This is a genomic window from Pseudomonas sp. Gutcm_11s (genome assembly GCF_028649395.1).
GTDB lineage: Bacteria > Pseudomonadota > Gammaproteobacteria > Pseudomonadales > Pseudomonadaceae > Aquipseudomonas.
Genome location: NZ_JAQSUW010000011.1, coordinates 13,004 through 30,360 on the forward strand (window position 1 = coordinate 13,004; position 17,357 = coordinate 30,360).

At 64.8% G+C, this 17,357-nt stretch carries 19 protein-coding genes; 11 read left to right on the top strand and 8 right to left on the bottom strand.

The annotated features are described in order from the left end of the window. Window positions 1-11: 11 nt before the first annotated feature. From cysM to PTT45_RS06895, 5 genes are all read left to right on the top strand, one after another. Window positions 12-899: a cysteine synthase CysM gene (gene cysM, locus PTT45_RS06875; RefSeq protein ID WP_273812290.1), complete on the top strand. Its 888-nt coding sequence runs from the start codon at window positions 12-14 to the stop codon at window positions 897-899. A gap of 2 nt (window positions 900-901) precedes the next feature. Beyond that, a complete protein-coding gene (rlmD, locus tag PTT45_RS06880) occupies window positions 902-2,251 on the top strand; it encodes a 23S rRNA (uracil(1939)-C(5))-methyltransferase RlmD (protein WP_273812291.1) in 1,350 nt (449 codons plus the stop codon). An 80-nt stretch (window positions 2,252-2,331) separates the two neighbouring features. After that, a complete protein-coding gene (gene relA / locus PTT45_RS06885; protein WP_273812292.1) occupies window positions 2,332-4,578 on the top strand; it encodes a GTP diphosphokinase in 2,247 nt (748 codons plus the stop codon). Between the two features lie 48 nt (window positions 4,579-4,626). Next, window positions 4,627-5,457, top strand: coding sequence for a nucleoside triphosphate pyrophosphohydrolase (gene mazG / locus PTT45_RS06890; protein WP_273812293.1), 831 nt, complete (start codon window positions 4,627-4,629; stop codon window positions 5,455-5,457). A gap of 14 nt (window positions 5,458-5,471) precedes the next feature. Next, window positions 5,472-6,011, top strand: a complete 540-nt coding sequence (locus PTT45_RS06895) for a DUF2058 domain-containing protein (RefSeq protein ID WP_273812294.1) — start codon at window positions 5,472-5,474, stop codon at window positions 6,009-6,011. A 39-nt stretch (window positions 6,012-6,050) separates the two neighbouring features. On the opposite strand, the gene PTT45_RS06900 is transcribed toward PTT45_RS06895, so the two are convergent. The 4 genes from PTT45_RS06900 to purM all read right to left on the bottom strand — a co-directional run bounded on the left by PTT45_RS06900 (window position 6,051) and on the right by purM (window position 8,852). Continuing rightward, entirely contained in the window at window positions 6,051-6,329 is a 279-nt protein-coding gene (locus PTT45_RS06900; protein ID WP_273812295.1) for a Rho-binding antiterminator, read from the bottom strand. A 92-nt stretch (window positions 6,330-6,421) separates the two neighbouring features. After that, window positions 6,422-7,138, bottom strand: coding sequence for a DUF3108 domain-containing protein (locus PTT45_RS06905; RefSeq protein WP_273812297.1), 717 nt, complete (start codon window positions 7,136-7,138; stop codon window positions 6,422-6,424). Window positions 7,139-7,146: 8 nt separating this feature from the next. Beyond that, window positions 7,147-7,794: a phosphoribosylglycinamide formyltransferase gene (purN, locus tag PTT45_RS06910; RefSeq protein WP_443218156.1), complete on the bottom strand. Its 648-nt coding sequence runs from the start codon at window positions 7,792-7,794 to the stop codon at window positions 7,147-7,149. Continuing rightward, the gene (gene purM / locus PTT45_RS06915; RefSeq protein WP_273812299.1) at window positions 7,794-8,852 is read right to left on the bottom strand and encodes a phosphoribosylformylglycinamidine cyclo-ligase; all 1,059 of its coding nucleotides are present in this window, start codon (window positions 8,850-8,852) and stop codon (window positions 7,794-7,796) included. The genes purN and purM overlap by 1 nt, the downstream gene beginning before the upstream one ends. A 195-nt stretch (window positions 8,853-9,047) precedes the next feature. Between purM and PTT45_RS06920 the strand changes: the two genes are divergently transcribed. The 4 genes from PTT45_RS06920 (at window position 9,048) to hda (ending at window position 13,729) form a co-directional block, all read left to right on the top strand. Next, window positions 9,048-10,073, top strand: a complete 1,026-nt coding sequence (locus tag PTT45_RS06920) for a DUF2066 domain-containing protein (RefSeq protein ID WP_273812301.1) — start codon at window positions 9,048-9,050, stop codon at window positions 10,071-10,073. Between the two features lie 67 nt (window positions 10,074-10,140). Then, on the top strand, window positions 10,141-11,235 hold the full coding sequence (locus PTT45_RS06925; RefSeq protein WP_273812302.1) for an AI-2E family transporter: 1,095 nt from the start codon (window positions 10,141-10,143) through the stop codon (window positions 11,233-11,235). A 136-nt stretch (window positions 11,236-11,371) separates the two neighbouring features. Then, complete coding sequence (locus PTT45_RS06930) at window positions 11,372-12,946, top strand: hypothetical protein (RefSeq protein ID WP_273812303.1); 1,575 nt, start codon at window positions 11,372-11,374, stop codon at window positions 12,944-12,946. 78 nt (window positions 12,947-13,024) lie between these two features. Beyond that, window positions 13,025-13,729, top strand: coding sequence for a DnaA regulatory inactivator Hda (hda, locus tag PTT45_RS06935; RefSeq protein WP_273812305.1), 705 nt, complete (start codon window positions 13,025-13,027; stop codon window positions 13,727-13,729). A 15-nt stretch (window positions 13,730-13,744) separates the two neighbouring features. Here hda and PTT45_RS06940 read toward each other — a convergent pair whose 3' ends face one another. From PTT45_RS06940 to arsC, 3 genes are read right to left on the bottom strand one after another with little or no spacing between them, the layout of a single operon-like run. Further along, complete coding sequence (locus PTT45_RS06940) at window positions 13,745-14,152, bottom strand: DUF2069 domain-containing protein (RefSeq protein WP_273812307.1); 408 nt, start codon at window positions 14,150-14,152, stop codon at window positions 13,745-13,747. Beyond that, window positions 14,145-14,750 (bottom strand): NAD(P)H:quinone oxidoreductase, encoded by a 606-nt coding sequence (wrbA, locus tag PTT45_RS06945; RefSeq protein WP_273812308.1) that lies wholly within the window; start codon window positions 14,748-14,750, stop codon window positions 14,145-14,147. The genes PTT45_RS06940 and wrbA overlap by 8 nt, the downstream gene beginning before the upstream one ends. Further along, window positions 14,747-15,100: an arsenate reductase (glutaredoxin) gene (gene arsC, locus PTT45_RS06950; protein ID WP_273812309.1), complete on the bottom strand. Its 354-nt coding sequence runs from the start codon at window positions 15,098-15,100 to the stop codon at window positions 14,747-14,749. The genes wrbA and arsC overlap by 4 nt, the downstream gene beginning before the upstream one ends. Before the next feature lie 70 nt (window positions 15,101-15,170). Here arsC and PTT45_RS06955 point away from each other — a divergent pair, with 70 nt between their 5' ends. Continuing rightward, on the top strand, window positions 15,171-16,403 hold the full coding sequence (locus PTT45_RS06955; RefSeq protein WP_273812310.1) for a YihY family inner membrane protein: 1,233 nt from the start codon (window positions 15,171-15,173) through the stop codon (window positions 16,401-16,403). Between the two features lie 164 nt (window positions 16,404-16,567). After that, a complete protein-coding gene (locus PTT45_RS06960) occupies window positions 16,568-16,759 on the top strand; it encodes a hypothetical protein (RefSeq protein WP_273812311.1) in 192 nt (63 codons plus the stop codon). Between the two features lie 52 nt (window positions 16,760-16,811). Here PTT45_RS06960 and PTT45_RS06965 read toward each other — a convergent pair whose 3' ends face one another. Then, window positions 16,812-17,204 carry a hypothetical protein gene (locus PTT45_RS06965; RefSeq protein ID WP_273812312.1) on the bottom strand — a complete coding sequence of 131 codons (393 nt, stop codon included), beginning with the start codon at window positions 17,202-17,204 and terminating at the stop codon, window positions 16,812-16,814. Window positions 17,205-17,357 lie beyond the last annotated feature (153 nt).

The window sequence follows — 17,357 nt, forward strand, 5'->3', positions numbered from 1 at the left end:
GCCGCTTCGCCATGACCCTGCAGTTCCCCACCATCGCCGACTGCATCGGCAACACCCCTCTGGTCCGCCTGCAACGCCTGCCCGGCAGCGAACGCAATCACCTGTTGGTCAAGCTGGAAGGCAACAACCCGGCCGGTTCGGTGAAGGATCGTCCGGCGATGTCGATGATCACCCGCGCCGAGCTGCGCGGTGACATCCAGCCCGGCGACATCCTGATCGAGGCCACCAGCGGCAACACCGGCATCGCGCTGGCGATGGCGGCGGCGATCAAGGGTTACAAGATGATCCTGATCATGCCGGACAACTCCACCGACGAGCGCAAGGCGGCGATGACCGCCTACGGTGCCGAGCTGATCCTGGTGGACAACATGGAGGTGGCCCGTGACCTGGCCCTGGCCATGCAGGCCGACGGCAAGGGCAAGGTGCTCGATCAGTTCGCCAATGGCGACAATCCCGAGGCGCACTACCGTGGCACCGGCCCGGAGATCTGGCGCCAGACCCAGGGGGCGATCACCCACTTCATCAGCTCGATGGGCACCACCGGCACCATCATGGGCACCTCGCGCTACCTCAAGGAACAGAACCCGGCAATCGAGATCATCGGCCTGCAGCCGCAGGACGGCTCGTCCATCCCCGGCATCCGTCGCTGGCCGCAGGAATACCTGCCGAGCATCTACGACGCCGCCCGCGTGGACCGCGTACTGGACATCACCCAGGCCGAGGCCGAGGACATGACGCGGCGCCTGGCGCGCGAGGAAGGCATCTTCTGCGGCGTCTCCTCCGGTGGTGCGGTAGCCGCCATGCTCAAGCTGGCGCGCGAGACCGAGAACGCGGTGATGGTGGCGATCATCTGCGATCGCGGCGACCGTTACCTGTCCTCCGGCCTGTTCAATCAATAACCATGGCCAAGCACAAGTCGCTGCGCTTCCAGCCCTCCGGTGGAGAGCGCAAGGCCCAAGTACCGGTGGGCAAGAAGCAGAAGCTGACCATCGAGCGCCTGGCCAATGACGGCCGCGGTATCGCCTTCGTCGAGGGCCGCAGCTGGTTCGTCGCCGGCAGCCTGCCGGGCGAAGAGGTGGAAGCCCGCGTGCTGGGCGCGCGCGCCCAGGTGGTGGAGGCGCGTACCGAGCGCGTGTTGCGCGCCGTTGAGCTGCGCCGCGAGCCGGCCTGCGCCCACGCCGGTACCTGCGGCGGCTGCACGCTGCAGCATCTGCCCCACGACGAACAGCTCGCCCTGAAACAGCGCACCCTGGCCGAGCAGCTCAAGCGCTTCGCCGACCTGCAGCCCGACGAGTGGGTTGCACCGCTCAGCGGGCCGGAGCTCGGCTATCGCCGCCGCGCGCGCATCGCTGTGCGCTGGGACGTCAAGGCCAAGCGCCTGGAGGTGGGCTTCCGCGCCGCCGCCAGCCAGGACATCGTCGCCATCGACGACTGCCCGGTGCTGGTACAGCCCTTGCAACTGATCCTGCGTGGGTTGCCGGCGCTGCTGCGCAGCCTGGACAAGCCCCAGGCGCTCGGCCATGTCGAGCTGTTCCACGGTACCCAGTCGGCCGTGCTGCTGCGCCATACGGCGCCGCTGGGCGAGCTGGATGTGCAGCGCCTGCGGGACTTCTGCTCCGTGCATGAGGCGCAGCTGTGGCTGCATGGCGCCGGTGAGCCCGAGGCCGACCAGCCAGGGCTGAGCCTGGGCTATCGCCTGGAACCCTGGAACCTGGAATTGCAGTACCGTCCGGGCGACTTCGTACAGGTCAACGGGCTGATCAATCAGTCGATGGTCGAACAGGCACTAGACTGGTTGGCGCCGCAGACTGACGAGCGCGTGCTGGACCTGTTCTGCGGCCTGGGCAATTTTGCCCTGCCGCTGGCGCAGCAGGTGCGTGAGGTGGTGGCGGTGGAAGGCGTAGAGACCATGGTCGAGCGGGCGCGGGACAATGCGCAGCGCAACGGCCTGGGCAATCTGCACTTTTTCCGTGCCGACCTGTCGAACCCGCTGGCCGGTGAACCCTGGGCCGCCCCGGGCTTCGACGCGATCCTGCTGGACCCGCCGCGCGACGGTGCGTTCGAGGTGGTCAAGCAGATCGGTGTACTGGGCGCGCGGCGTTTGGTTTATGTTTCATGCAACCCGGCGACCCTGGCGCGCGATGCCGCCGAACTGGTCAGGCAGGGTTTCCGGCTGAAGCGGGCCGGGATTCTCGACATGTTCCCGCAGACGGCACATGTGGAGGCGATGGCGTTATTCGAGATGGGCTAGGAAGCTCATGTAATCCGACTGACCCATAGAAGGTCAGAGCTAATCCGGCGGGTTCAGGCCTGCCGTAGGGAAGGCAGAAGATGGTACAGGTGAGAGCACACCAGCCGATCAACCTCGACGGCAGCATCAACCTCGAGGCATGGCTGGACCATACGTTGAGCGTCGATCCGGCGCTGGACCGCGAGGCCCTCAAGGTGGCCTGCGAGTTCGCCCGTGAGGTCGAGCAGCAGGCCAATGCCGCGCAGAACCTGTGGGCGGAGGGCAACTCCAGCTTCCAGACCGGCCTGGAGATCGCCGAGATCCTCGCCGACCTCAAGCTCGACCAGGACAGCCTGGTGGCCGCGCTGATCTACCGCGCCGTGCGCGAGGGCAAGACCACGCTCAAGGCGGTCAACGACAAGTTCGGCCCGGTGGTGGCCAAGCTGATCGAGGGCGTGCTGCGCATGGCTGCCATCAGCGCCTCGCTCAACCCGCGCGACTCCCTGGTGCTCGGTTCTCAGGCCCAGGTCGAGAACCTGCGCAAGATGCTCGTGGCCATGGTCGACGACGTGCGCGTGGCCCTGATCAAGCTGGCCGAACGCACCTGCGCGATCCGCGCGGTCAAGCATGCCGATGACGAGAAGCGCCTGCGCGTGGCCCGCGAGGTGTTCGACATCTACGCGCCGCTGGCCCACCGCCTGGGCATCGGCCATATCAAGTGGGAGCTGGAGGACATCTCCTTCCGCTACCTGGAGCCCGAGCAGTACAAGCAGATTGCCAAGCTGCTGCACGAGCGCCGCCTGGACCGCGAGCAGTACATCGCTGATGTGATGCAGCAACTGCGCGACGAGCTGACCGCCACCGGCATCAAGCCGGACATCAGCGGCCGCGCCAAACACATCTATTCGATCTGGCGGAAGATGCAGCGCAAGGGCCTGCAGTTCAGCCAGATCTACGACGTACGCGCTGTGCGCGTGCTGGTGCCCGAGGTGCGCGACTGCTACACCGCGCTCGGCATCGTCCACACCCTGTGGCGGCACATCCCCAAGGAGTTCGACGACTACATCGCCAACCCCAAGGAGAACGGCTACCGCTCGCTGCATACCGCGGTGATCGGCCCGGACGGCAAGGTGCTGGAAGTGCAGATCCGCACCCACGCCATGCACGAGGAAGCCGAGCTGGGCGTGTGCGCCCACTGGAAATACAAGGGCACTGACGTCAAGGGTGGTTCCGACCACTACGAAGAGAAGATGGCCTGGCTGCGCCAGGTGCTCGAGTGGCACGAGGAGCTGGGCGACATCGGCGGCCTGGCCGAGCAGCTGCGCGTCGACATCGAGCCGGACCGGGTCTACGTGTTCACCCCGGACGGCCATGCCATCGACCTGCCCAAGGGCGCCACGCCGCTGGACTTCGCCTACCGCGTGCACACCCAGATCGGCCACAACTGCCGCGGCGCCAAGGTCAACGGGCGCATCGTGCCGCTGACCTACAGCCTGCAGACCGGCGAGCAGGTGGAAATCATCACCTCCAAGCAGGGCGCGCCGAGCCGCGACTGGCTCAACCCCAACCTCGGCTATATCACTACCAGCCGTTCGCGGGCCAAGATCGTCCACTGGTTCAAGCTGCAGGACCGCGAGCAGAACGTCGCCGCCGGCAAGGCCATGCTCGAACGCGACCTGGCACGCCTGGCGCTACCGGTAGTGGACTTCGCCAAGCTGGCCGAGAAGTGCAACCTGCGCACCGCCGAGGACATGTACGCAGCCCTCGGTGCTGGTGACCTGCGCCTGGCCCATGCGGTCAACCTGGCCCAGCAGCTGGTGGAACCGGAGCGTGGCACCGAGCAGCTCGAGCTGATCCCGCGCCGGACGCAGAGCATGCGCCCGGGGCGCCGCGGCGACATCCAGATCGAAGGCGTCGGCAACCTGCTCACGCAGATGGCCGGCTGCTGCCAGCCGCTGCCGGGCGACCCCATCGTCGGCTACATCACCCAGGGTCGCGGCGTGTCGATCCACCGCCAGGACTGTGCCTCGGTGCTGCAACTGGCCGGCCGCGAGCCGGAGCGCATCATCCAGGTCAGCTGGGGTCCGGTGCCGGTGCAGACCTACCCGGTGGACATCGTGATCAAGGCCTACGACCGTTCCGGTCTGCTGCGCGACGTGTCCCAGGTGCTGCTCAACGACCGTATCAACGTGCTGGCGGTGAACACCCGCTCGAACAAGGAGGACAACACCGCCTCCATGCTGCTGACCATCGAGATTCCGGGGCTGGATTCCCTGTCGCGGCTGCTGGCGCGCATCAGTCAGCTGCCCAATATTATCGAAGTCCGCCGCAACCGTTCCGGCACCTAACAGGTGCGCCCCGCCCAGGCGGGGCGCCCTCGACCTCACGGAAGCCCCATGTACCAGCTCGACGACCTGCTGCACCTGATGGCCCGCCTGCGTGACCCGCAGCACGGCTGCCCCTGGGACCTCAAGCAGAGCTACGCGACCATCGTTCCCTACACCATTGAGGAGGCCTACGAGGTGGCTGACGCCATCGAGCGCGGCGACTTCGACCACCTGTCCGGCGAGCTGGGCGACCTGCTGTTCCAGGTCGTCTACTACAGCCAGCTGGCCAGGGAGGAGGGGCGCTTCGAGTTCGCCCAGGTGGTCGACGGCATCACCCGCAAGCTGATCCGCCGCCATCCGCACGTGTTCCCCGATGGCGACCTTTATGGCGCACCTGATGCAGCGAAGCTGGAGGAAGCGGCGGTCAAGCAGCGCTGGGAAGAGCTCAAGGCCGAAGAGCGTGCCGAGAAGGCCGCCGTGCCGGAACAGCTGTCGCTGCTCGACGATGTGCCGGGCGCACTGCCGGCGCTGTCGCGCGCGGCCAAGCTGCAGAAGCGCGCGGCCCAGGTCGGCTTCGACTGGCCCGAGGTGCTTCCGGTAGTGGACAAGCTGCGCGAAGAGCTCGATGAAGTTCTCGAGGCCATGAGCGAGAACGATGCCGAGGCCATCGCCGAGGAGATCGGCGACCTGCTGTTCGTCAGCGTCAACCTGGCGCGCCATCTCAAGGTCGACCCGGAGAGCGCCCTGCGCGCGGCCAACGCCAAGTTCGAGCGGCGCTTCCGCTATATCGAACAGGCATTGCGCGACACCGGTCGGCCCATCGAGAATTGCAGCCTGGAAGAGCTGGATGCCCTGTGGGGCGAAGCTAAAAAATTGGAAAAACTGCAGCCTGGCTGCTGAGTGACGAGAACCCCATGAGCCTTTCCCTCCGCGACCAGCTGCTGAAAGCCGGCCTGGTCAATGAAAAGCAGGCCAAGCAGGCCGGCAAGCAGAAACAGAAGCAGACCCGCCTGGAGAAGAAGGGCCAGGTCGACGTGGACGACTCGCAGCAGCAGGTCGCCCTCCAGGCCAAGGCCGAAAAGCAGGCCAAGGACCAGGAGCTGAACCGCCAGCAGCAGGAGAAGGCGCAGCAGAAGGCCATCGCCGCGCAGATCAAGCAGCTGATCGAAAGCGCCCGCCTGCCGAAGATCAGCGGCGAGGACTACTACAACTTCGTCGACGACAAGAAGGTCAAGCGCATCGCGGTGAACAACCTGATGCGCGACAAGCTGAGCCGCGGCTCGCTGGCTGTGGTACGCCATGGCGGCGGCTACGAGGTGATCCCGCGCGAGGCGGCGCTGAAGATCCAGGAGCGCGACGCGCAGCGCATCGTCCTGCTCAATACCCAGACCGAGGGGCCGGACGAGGACGATCCGTACGCCGCCTACCAGATCCCCGACGATCTGATGTGGTGATGAAAAGCCGGGCATGCCCGGCTTTTTTCTGCCCTCGGTTCAGCAGGCCGGGCTAGCGCCCAGCAGCACGCGGCCGAAGCTGGCGCCGACGTCCAGTGGTGTGATGGCGAGCAGGCGGTCCATGCGCAGGTGCTGTTCACCGTCCTCGGTGCCGACCACGAGAAACTCCTCCTTGCTCGCCGAAGTGCTGGTGCCCAGTGCCTGGGCCCGCAGTTCGCCGCCGTCGACCAGCTCGATACGCAGCCGGTAGCGGTGCAGGCAGGCGACTTCCAGGTAGTCGTACAGGGCGCAGGCCTGCGGCCGGTAGGTGTCGTTCATCACGATGCTCGAGAGAGAGCTTGCTGCAGCCTAGCGCTTTCAGGCAGGCATGAAAAAGCCGGGCATTGCCCGGCTCGTTCGACTCGCTGTGCTTACTCGGCGATGCCTTCGACGGTGCGGCCGTCGACGGTGCCGTCCTTGAGCATGATCTGGTATTCCTTGCCGTCCTTCTCCACCTGGTACAGGCGCACGAGCAGGTAGTTCCAGTCCTTGGCGAACCACAGCACGGTCTTGCGGCTGCTCTGGGTGGGGTCGCGCACGCGCTCGACCTTGATCGCGTCGACCAGGCCGGCCTTGGTGCGCACGCGCTCCTCGCCAAGTACGCGGAAGTCGTAGGTCTCGATCTCGTCGCCGTCGACCACCTGGTAGCTCATGCTCTGCTTGCCGGCGGCCACGTCGTGTTGCAGCGTCAGCTGGTAGGTAGACTTGTCCTGCAGGCCACGGTTGAGCGGGAAGCGCACCTGCTCACCGCGGTCGTTGCCCAGCACCTGTTTCTCGGTCCAGTCGAAGTCCAGCTCGATCTGCTTGGCCTTGCCCAGGCCGCTGCGGTCGAAGCGGTAGGTCAGTGGCAGGAAGGCATCGTTCTCCATGCGGAAGGTGCTGGTCTCGTTGAGGCTGGCGACTAGCATGGAGGCTTCGAAATTCAGCTCCCAGCGGCCATTGTCCAGGGCCTTGAGGCTGCGGCTGGCGGTGCCGCTGATCGGTACCTGTTTCCAGTCGGCGGTGTAGCTGGCGGAGAAGGGCTTGAGCTCCAGGGCCTGCACCGGCAGGGCCAGCAGGGCGAGCAGCATCAGCAGAACACGAGGCATGGAATCTCCTATGTGCGGATCAGATGTCCGGTGGCCGGCAGAGCCGTGCCATCCAGTTGTGCACCGGTCTCGCCCAGTTTCAGGCGGCCTTCGGCGAACCAGCGCATCGCCAGAGGATAGATGTGATGTTCCTGGCTGTGTACTCGCTGGGCCAGGCTCTCCGGCGTATCGCCAGACTCTACCGGCACTACCGCCTGTACGACCAGTGGTCCGCCATCGAGTTCCTCGGTGACGAAGTGCACGCTGCAGCCATGCTCGCTGTCGCCAGCCTCCAGCGCGCGTTGGTGGGTGTGCAGGCCCTTGTACTTGGGCAGCAGCGAGGGATGGATATTCAGCAGTCGACCCTCGTAGTGACGCACGAAGCCGCCGCTGAGGATGCGCATGAAGCCGGCCAGTACCACCAGTTGCGGGTCGAAGCCGTCGATGGCCTCGACCAGCGCGGCGTCGAAGGCCTCGCGACCATCGAACTGCTTGTGGTCCAGCACCTGGGTGGCGATGCCGGCCTGCTTGGCGCGTTCCAGGCCGTAGGCATCGGCGCGGTTGGAAATCACCGCGGCGATGCGTGCCGGATTGCCGTCATTGGCGATGCTGTCGATCAGGGCCTGCAGGTTGCTGCCGGACCCCGAAATCAGCACCACGACATTGCAGTCGGCCATCAGTGGGCTTTCAGGTTGTTCAGCACGACCAGTTCGGCACCTTCGGCGGCCTGGGCGATCTGGCCGATCACCCACGGGGTTTCACCCGAGGCGCGCAGGCTGGCCAGGGTGGCCTCGACCTGATCCTGGGCAACGCAGATGACCATGCCGACGCCGCAGTTCAGTACGCGGTGCATCTCGTGCTCGTCGACGTTGCCTTTTTCCTGCAGGAAGTCGAACACGGCCGGGCGGTTCCAGCTGGCCACGTCGATCACCGCCTGGGCGCCTTGCGGCAGCACGCGCGGGATGTTGTCGAGCAGGCCTCCGCCGGTGATGTGGGCCATGGCCTTCACCGCGCCGGTGTCCTTGATCAGCTTGAGCAGCGGCTTGACGTAGATGCGGGTCGGCGCCATCAGCAGGTCGGCCAGCTTGCTGCCGTTCAGTTCGGTATTTTCGATGTCGGTGCCGGACACTTCGAGGATCTTGCGGATCAGCGAGTAGCCGTTGGAGTGCGGGCCGGAGGAGGGCAGGGCGATCAGGGCGTCGCCGGTGACCACTTTCGAGCCGTCGATGATCTCGGCCTTCTCCACCACACCGACGCAGAAGCCAGCCAGATCGTAGTCTTCGCCTTCGTACATGCCCGGCATCTCGGCGGTTTCACCACCGACCAGGGAGCAGCCGGCCAGTTCGCAACCGGCGCCGATGCCGGTGACCACGGTGGCGGCCACATCGACGTTGAGCTTGCCGGTGGCGTAGTAGTCGAGGAAGAACAGCGGCTCGGCGCCGCACACGACCAGGTCGTTGACGCACATGGCGACCAGGTCCTGGCCGATGCTGTCGTGCTTGTTCAGGTTCAGCGCCAGGCGCAGCTTGGTGCCGACGCCGTCGGTGCCGGAAACCAGCACTGGCTGCTTGTAGCCGGCGGGAATTTCGCAGAGGGCGCCGAAACCACCCAGGCCACCCATGACTTCCGGACGCGCGGTGCGCTTGGCCACGCCTTTGATGCGCTCGACCAGGGCTTCGCCGGCGTCGATGTCGACACCTGCATCCTTGTAGCTGATGGAGGGTTGCTTGCTCATGGGTTCAGGCCTTTAGAAGGGGAATGCTGTGGGCGACCGACGTGTGTGCGGGCCGGTCCGCGAAGGCGCGCGATTTTATCAGGCTTGCCCGCCAGCGGCCACCGGGCGCGACGGTTGCCGGGGGGCAGGCGGCTGTTTAAGGTATAGCCCTTCGCGTGCCGTACGGGCGCGTCCTCCCGAACCGAGACCTTATCGATGCGCCTGTCCGCCCGCCTGCTTGCCCTCTGCCTCCCGCTGTTCAGCCTGCCGGCCCTGGCCGAGACGGTCAGCGGCCTCTATCAGGTGCGCGAGCCGGTCACCAGCCAGCAGCCGGAAGAGCGCACTGCGGCGCTCAATCGCGCCCTGGAGACCCTGGTGCTGCGCCTGACCGGCGACGCCAAGGCGATACAGGGGCAGGCCCTGCAGGCCGTACGCCAGGACCCGCAACAGCTGGTCAGCCAGTACGTCTACGAGGGTGAGACCCTGGTAGTGGACTTCGACCCGCTGACCACCGAGAACAAGCTGCGCCAGGCCGGCCTGCCGCTGTGGGGCGCCAATCGCCCGTCGATCCTGGCCTGGTGGCTGAACAGCAGCGCCGAAGGCGCCAGCCTGGTCGGCGACGCGCAGGAGGCGGCCAAGCCGCTGCAGCAGGCCGCCCAACACCGCGGCCTGCCCGTGCGCCTGCCGCTGGCCGATCTGCAGGAACAGTTGGTCGCTACTCCGGAAAACCTCGGCGCCAGCCAGCCGGATGCTCTGCAGCCGGCCTCGGAGCGCTACGCCGCCGATGCCCTGCTGGCCGTACAGGCTCGCGAGGAGGGCGGTCAGTGGCAGGCCGAGTGGCGCCTGTGGCTGGGCGATGCTCGCGAGCAGGGCAAGGCCCAAGGCGCTGACCAGAAGGCCCTGGCCGACGCCGTGCTGCTGGCCGTGAGCGAGCGCCTGGCTCCGCGCTTCCTGGTCAAACCGGGCGCTGCCAGTGCCATGACCCTGGAGATCCAGGGCGCCGATCTGGGCCGTTACGCCGAGCTGGAGCGCCTGCTCGAACCCTTCTCGGCTCGCCTGCTGCGGGTCAAGGGTGACCAGATGGTCTGGCAGGTCAACGCCAGCGCCGAACAGCTGCGCGCCCAACTGGCCCTGGCCGGCCTGCAGGAAGTGCCGGCGGACGCAGCGCCGCTGGATGCCGCTGCTGCTCCCCAGGCAACTCCGGCCCCGGCGCCGGCCAACCTGATGCGCTTCCGCTGGTAATCCAGGCCGCCGGTGCTCGCCGGCGGCACAACCCGATTTTCCATCTAGTAGCGACGGAGTGCCTGAGATGACCGATTCGCGGCGTTGGCTATGGCTGGCCGGACTTTTCCTGTGCGGCTGGCTGATCTACCTGCTCACCCCCATCCTCTCGCCCTTCCTGGTCGCCATGCTGCTGGCCTATATGGGCGACCCGCTGGTGGACCGCCTGGAGAGGCGCGGCCTGTCGCGCACCTGGGGCGTGGTCATCGTCTTCAGCCTGTTCAGCCTGTTGCTGCTGGTCATGCTGCTGGTGCTGATCCCCATGCTCGGCCGCCAACTGGTGCGGCTCTACGAGCTGGCACCACAGGGTCTCGACTGGGCGCAGCACCAGGCACTGCCCTGGGTGCAGGCGCAATTCGGTCTGGCCGAGGGTTTCTGGCGCTTTGATCAAGTCAAAGAAGCGCTGTCGGGCCACCTGGGCAAGACCACCGATATCGTCGGTGGCCTGCTGGCCCAGGCCACGGCTTCCGGCCTGGCGCTGCTGGGCTGGCTGGGCAACCTGCTGCTGATTCCGGTGGTGGCCTTCTACCTGCTGCGCGACTGGGACCTGATGATCGCCAAGCTGCGCAGCCTGCTGCCGCGTGCCCGCGAGAGCCTGGTGGTGCAGTTGGTGGGCGAATGCCACGAGGTGCTTGGCGCCTTCATGCGCGGCCAGTTGCTGGTGATGCTGGCCCTGGCCGGCATCTACTCGGTGGGCCTGATGGTGGTCGGCCTCGAGCTGGGCCTATTGATCGGCCTGCTCGCCGGCCTGGCCAGCATCGTTCCGTACATGGGCTTCATCGTCGGTTTCGGCGCCGCCGTGGTGGCTGCGCTGTTCCAGCATGCCGGCTTCGAGCTGTATCCGCTGATCGGTATCGCCGTGGTGTTCGGCATTGGCCAGTTGCTCGAAGGCATGCTGCTGACGCCCATGCTGGTCGGTGATCGCATCGGCCTGCACCCGGTGGCAGTGATCTTCGCCATCCTCGCCGGCGGTCAGCTATTCGGCTTCACCGGCGTGCTGTTGGCCTTGCCGGTGGCGGCGGTGATCATGGTATTGCTGCGCCATGCGCATGATTTCTACAAGCTTTCCAGTCTTTATGGCGAGCCTGTCGACGCATCGGAAGGGCCTCAAGCCGAGCCATAGATTGCCTGGTGATCTCTCCTAGAAGGGGCTCGCTCACTAGTCGTAGCCGGGTGGCAGTTAATTTCGTGTTCTTGTTACCGGTCCCTTGAGCAAACGGCAGCTAATGTAGGTAGGTTATTTTCTAGGGAGAAAGGCCATGCTGCAGGGAAGCTGTTTCAAAAAAATGCTCGGCGCTTTGCTGCTGCTAGCTTCGCCGCTGCTGCTCGCGAATCAGAATGAATGCGAGCGGACCAGTGTCGACAGGTTGCAGCTGATCAGTCCGAAAAAGGGCTATTACCAAGTCGAGGTTGAATATTGTTATGTGCCGGAAACCCAGGAGCCGGTTTTCCTGCTGCTTGCACTCGATATACCCGAAGGATACGAAACCTACAGCCACAGTTTTCCGCATGAGGTTTCGCCAGGGAGGCGCTCGGCTCGTCTCGAGCTCAATCGTCCCACCGAGCCGGAAGGTTCATTCAATACCTACACGCTCGCAGCCAGGATATTCAACGGCACAAAAGAGCTGGCGGTAAAAGAGCAGCAGCAACAGATCAGCTGGCCCAATCAGTCGACATATTTGCGACAGCGCATGTATGCGCGATACAGCAACGATGAAATCTTGGATAGGGCAGAGGAGCTTATCGATGGAGGAGATCCTGAGGCTCGGAACGTCGCTCGGCAGTATCTAGAAAAGATCGTGCTTGAGGAGCCTGATCGTGTTCAGGTCTACAAGCTATTCGCGCGTATCGCCATGGCCGAACAATGGAACGAGCAGGGACTGACTGAGGCGCGCAGCCACTTGGACACTGCGCTAAATATCGACCCCGGTTATGCCGATGGCTACATTTTGCGAGGGTTTGTACTGGCGCATCTGAAATACTTTGATGATGCCGAGGCGGATTTTCGCAAGGCCGAAGCGCTTGGGATAAAAAATCTTTGGATCTGGAACAACTGGGCTATGAAGGAGAAGCTCCAAGGTAACAAGACTCGCGCTATAGAACTCTATCGCCGCACGTTGGCGGGTGAAAAGCCGACGGGGCGAAACTTGCGAGCGCGACTTAACGCCTTCGAGCATCTGCTGTTCTTCTTCGACGACGGTAAGCATCTTGATGAGATGGATGCGCTGCACCTGCAGCGATTGAGTGAATTCGACGAGCGCTCCTGCCTGTATGTCGAGTATGCCTCCTTCCTTCTGAGTCAACGCCAGGACTACAAGAAAGCAATCGAAAATGGGCACAAGGCCTTGGACGGTGGCTGTCAGGATCAGAGTGCGCGTAGGACCTTGGGTATCGCCTACCACATTGGTTCTTTGCAGGAACCATCCCTAATAGGGCGTGCCAGAGTATTCCAGCCTGAGGGGCCAGGGCTTTACTGGGGGCTGGCTCAGGTGCCCCAATCCGAGGCGTTACTGCAGCGTTATAAGTCGAATATCGACAGCATGGACGGGCAAAGGCATACCGCGCTTACCTATGCCCTAGAGCACAATAACTTCGAAGCAGCTCGGCGTCTGATGACTCAGGGGGCAAGTCTGAATATCAAGGTCGGCGTGGAGAATTACCCTTTATCTCTATTGCCGATTTTCCGCGGTAGCGCCGAGGGTGTTCGTTTCGCCATTGATCAGGGCGTAGACTACGGACATGTTGAGTACCAAGGCATTTCTGCTCTGGGTTATGCGCAGCAGACAGGAAATCAAGTGATCATTGATCTGCTGAGAGGGCAGCAAAAGATCTGACTCGGCCCGAAGATTGTTAGAGTCGGGGACTGGCGTTAGACTCGCGGCCCTAGTTCTTGACTCGCACCCTGCTTTTTCATGGTTCCTACGCAATTGCCTCTGGGTGTTCGTCTGCGTGACGACGCCACCTTTGCCAACTACTACCCCGGCGCCAATGCGGCGGCCCTCGGCTATGTCGAGCGGCTGTGCGAGGCCGATGCCGGCTGGACCGAGAGCCTGATCTACCTGTGGGGTGGTGAGGGTGTCGGGCGCAGCCATCTGTTGCAGGCGGCCTGCCTGCGTTTCGAGCAGCGCGGTGAGCAGGCGGTGTTCCTGCCGCTGGCCGAGGTGGCCGAGTACGGTCCCGAGCTGCTCGATGGGCTGGACCAGTCCGAGCTCGTCTGCCTGGATGATCTGGATGCGGTGGCCGGTCGTGCGGATTGGGAGGAGGCGCTGTTCCACCTGTTCAATCGCCTGCGTGACTCCGGTCGGCGCCTGTTGCTGGCCGCCACCGTGTCGCCGCGCGAACTGCCGATCCAGCTGCCGGATCTGAAATCGCGCCTGACCCTGGCGCTGGTGTTCCAGCTGCATTCACTGTCCGACGAGGACAAGCTGCGCGCCCTGCAGCTGCGCGCCTCGCGGCGTGGTCTGCACCTGACCGACGAGGTCGGCCGCTTCATTCTCACCCGTGGCGAGCGCAGCATGAGTGCGCTGTTCGAGTTGCTCGAGCGCCTCGATCAGGCCTCGTTGCAGGCCCAGCGCAAGCTGACCATTCCCTTCCTCAAGGAAACCCTGGGCTGGTAGCCCAGGGAGCAAGCCTTACTCGCCAGCCAGTTTGCGGTCGTGCTGGAACTTCCAGCGCACGTAGAGCAGGGCGCTGCAGAACAGGCCGAGGCTGATCACCGTCTCCAGGGCGCCGAACAGGGCGCGGGCCGGGTCGATGGCGGCCAGTACGCCCTGGATGAAGTAGATATTCACTACGAAGCAGGCCCAGGCGTGGGCGCGGGCGTTGCCCAGCAGCAGGCCGGGGGCGAGCAGCAGCAGCGGCAGTAGCTGGATGCACAGCACCACCCAGATGCGTGCGCCGTGCAGGTCGGCGTAGGCCAGGTTCCATACCAATAGCAGGACCAGCAGGGCGAAGAAGCTGACCAGGCTGAGGGCGCGGCTGAGTTTCAGGCGCGGGGCCAGCCATTCCAGGCTCGGCAGGGGCTTGGGCGTTTTAGCCACGTGGGGTCTCCAGTTTTGCGGCGGTGGCCGCCAGGCGCTGGCCGAGGGCACGGCACAGGGCGATTTCGTGTTCGTCGAGTTTGCGTTTGCCGTCGGCACCGGCATGGTGGCTGGGGCCATACGGGGTGCCGCCGCCGCGGGTTTCCAGCAGCGCACCTTCGCTGTAGGGCAGGCCGCACACCAGCATGCCGTGGTGCAGCAGCGGCAGCAGCATGGACAGCAGGGTGCTCTCCTGGCCGCCGTGTAGGCTGGAGGTGGAGGTGAACACGCCGGCTGGCTTGCCGACCAGTTCGCCGGTCAGCCACAGGCTGCTGGTGCCGTCGATGAAGTACTTCAGTGGTGCGGCCATGTTGCCGAAGCGAGTGGGGCTACCCAGCGCCAAGCCGGCGCAGTTCTTCAGGTCGTCGAGCTCGACGTAGAGCGCGCCGTCCTCGGGGATGGCCGGGGCTGTGGCTTCGCAGTCGCTGGATACCGACGGCACGGTGCGCAGGCGCGCCTCCAGGCCGGCCATTTCCACACCGCGGGCGATCTGCCGGGCCATCTCGGCCGTGGCGCCGTGGCGGCTGTAGTAGAGCACCAGGATGTAGGGCGCGCTCATGCCAGCAGCTCCAGCACCTTCTCCGGTGGGCGGCCGATCACTGCGCGATCGCCGACGATCAGGATCGGGCGCTCGATCAGCTTGGGATGGCTGGCCATGGCGGCAATCAGTTGCTCATCGGTGAGGCTGACGTCGGCCAGATTCAGCTCCTTGTACTCGTCCTCGCCGGTGCGCAGCAGCTCGCGTGCGCCTATGCCCAGCTTGGTCAGCAGCTCGCGCAGCTCATCGGCGCTGGGCGGAGTTTCCAGGTAACGCACCACATTCGGCGCCAGGCCGCGCGCTTCGAGCAGCTCCAGGGCGCCGCGCGACTTGGAGCAGCGCGGGTTGTGGTAGAGGGTGAGGTCGGTCATGACAGTGCCCATTGGCGAATGAGGGCGCTATTCTAGCCGCCTCGAAGGCATAACGGGCTAAGGAGAGGGCATGCGACAGCGGTTGGCGGACTGGGTGGAGTTCTGGCGCTTCCTGTTGCAGCGTTTCCTCGCCGATCGTGCGATCAACAGCGCTGCGGCGCTGACCTACACCACGCTGTTCGCCGTGGTGCCGGTGATGACCGTGACCTTCGCCACGCTCTCCGCGGTGCCGGCCTTCCAGGATACCGGCGAGCAGATCCAGAGCTTCATCTTCCGCAACTTCGTGCCCTCGTCTGGCGAGACGGTGCAGCAGTACCTGCGCGAGTTCACCACCCAGGCGCGTCACCTGACCTGGGCCGGCGTGGCGCTGCTGGCGGTCACCGCGTTCTTCATGCTGGTAACCATCGAGAAGACCTTCAACGCGATCTGGCGGGTGCGCCAGCCACGTCGTGGCATCTCCAGCTTCCTGCTGTACTGGGCGATTCTCAGCTTGGGGCCGCTGCTGCTCGGCGCCGGCTTCGCCGTGACCACCTACATCGCCTCGCTGTCGCTGCTGTCCGGGCCCGACGCGGTGATCGGCGCCAAGACGCTGCTTGGCTTCGCCCCGCTGCTGTTCAGCACGGCGGCCTTCACCCTGATCTATTCGGCGGTACCCAACGCTCGGGTGCCGGTGCGCCACGCCTTGCTCGGCGGGTTGTTCACCTCGGTGCTGGTGGAGGTGGCGAAGAAGGTGTTCGGCCTGTTCGTCAGCCTGTTCCCGGGTTACCAGCTTATTTATGGCGCCTTCGCCACGGTGCCGCTGTTCCTGCTCTGGGTGTATCTGTCCTGGCTGATCGTGCTGTTCGGTGCCGAGCTGGTGTGCAACCTGTCGTCATCGCGTACCTGGCGGCGCCAGGCGCTGCCGCGTCTGCTGGTGCTGCTGGGCATCCTGCGGGTGTTCCATGAGCGTCAGCAGCGCGGGCGTACCGTGCGGCACCTGGATGTGCAGCGTCAGGGCTGGCGACTGCCCGAGAGCGAGTGGGAGGAATTCATCGACTTCCTCGAGCGGGAGCAACTGATCTGTCGTACCAGTGGCGACACCTGGGTGCTCTGCCGCGATCTTGAGCACTACAGCCTGTACCGCCTGATCAGCCACAGCCCCTGGCCATTGCCGCGGCCGAACCAGTTGCCGCAGGAGCTGAACGAGGCCTGGTATCCGCAGCTGCGCGAGGCTCTGGAAGAGCTGTATCGGGAACAGGAGGAGCTGTTCGCCGGCAGCCTGGCGCAGTGGCTGCGGGGCAGGGATAGCGCTTGTCAGGAGTGACGAAAAAGGTCAGTTTAGGGCGAGGCGCAGCGGGCTCAGTGACGCTGCTCATGCGCTGAGGCGCAATAAATACCGGCCCGGGAAGGCTGGCATGCTTCTGGCAATTACCCAGCTATATGCTGGCAGACTGCTAGCGGCCTGAATGACTCAGGGAAGTCGAGTGGATGAGCAGTAGCAAGAACAAGGTGGTGCCGTTGCAGCCGCGGGATTCCGAGGAAGCGCTGGAGCGGCTCAATCGCATCACCGGCCTGCGTTTCGTGCGTTGGCCGCAGTCCCTCGCGGCGCTGGCGCGCCAGGCCGTCGAAGAGGACGAACCGGCTAAGCCGAGTTCGGTAGTGCGTTTCGGCGTCTACTGATCCCAGAAAGCAAAACCCCCGCCGAGGCGGGGGTTGCAGTGAGCCGAGAAGGTCAGGCCATTGCCTGGCGCGAGGCGCTATCGAGCATCTCCACGGCCTGCACGAACAGTTCCTCGACGATCAGCGTCTGTGCCGGCACGGCCGAGCGCAGGCGTACCTGCATTTCCTCGATCTTGGTCTTCATCGGCAGGCGCGCGACGCCGGAGAGCATCACCTTGTTGTGCACGTTGACCTTGCCGTGGTCCACCGCGACCTCGCGTACCTGGCTGCCGTCGCGGTAGCGCACCATCAGCGATACCGGCAGGTTGGCCAGACCTGGCACATGCAGCCAAGCCGCCACGTTGAACTCGCCGACACGCCCCTCGTAAGGCGTCACGCTGAGGCGTGCGCTGTTGACGATGCTGGAGGGTACTGGGCCGATCAGCTTGTCATTGGCTTGGGACATGTAGGCTCCGGCAGAACTCATTGGTATAGGAATGCGCGGATTATAGGCAGCGGCCCCGCCGGGAAACTGTGCACTGTGGCTTCGGCGCCTGAGACCTATGTCGCAGAACCTGGCTGAATGCCCAGAACCTGTTTCCGATCTCCTGACTCGCAG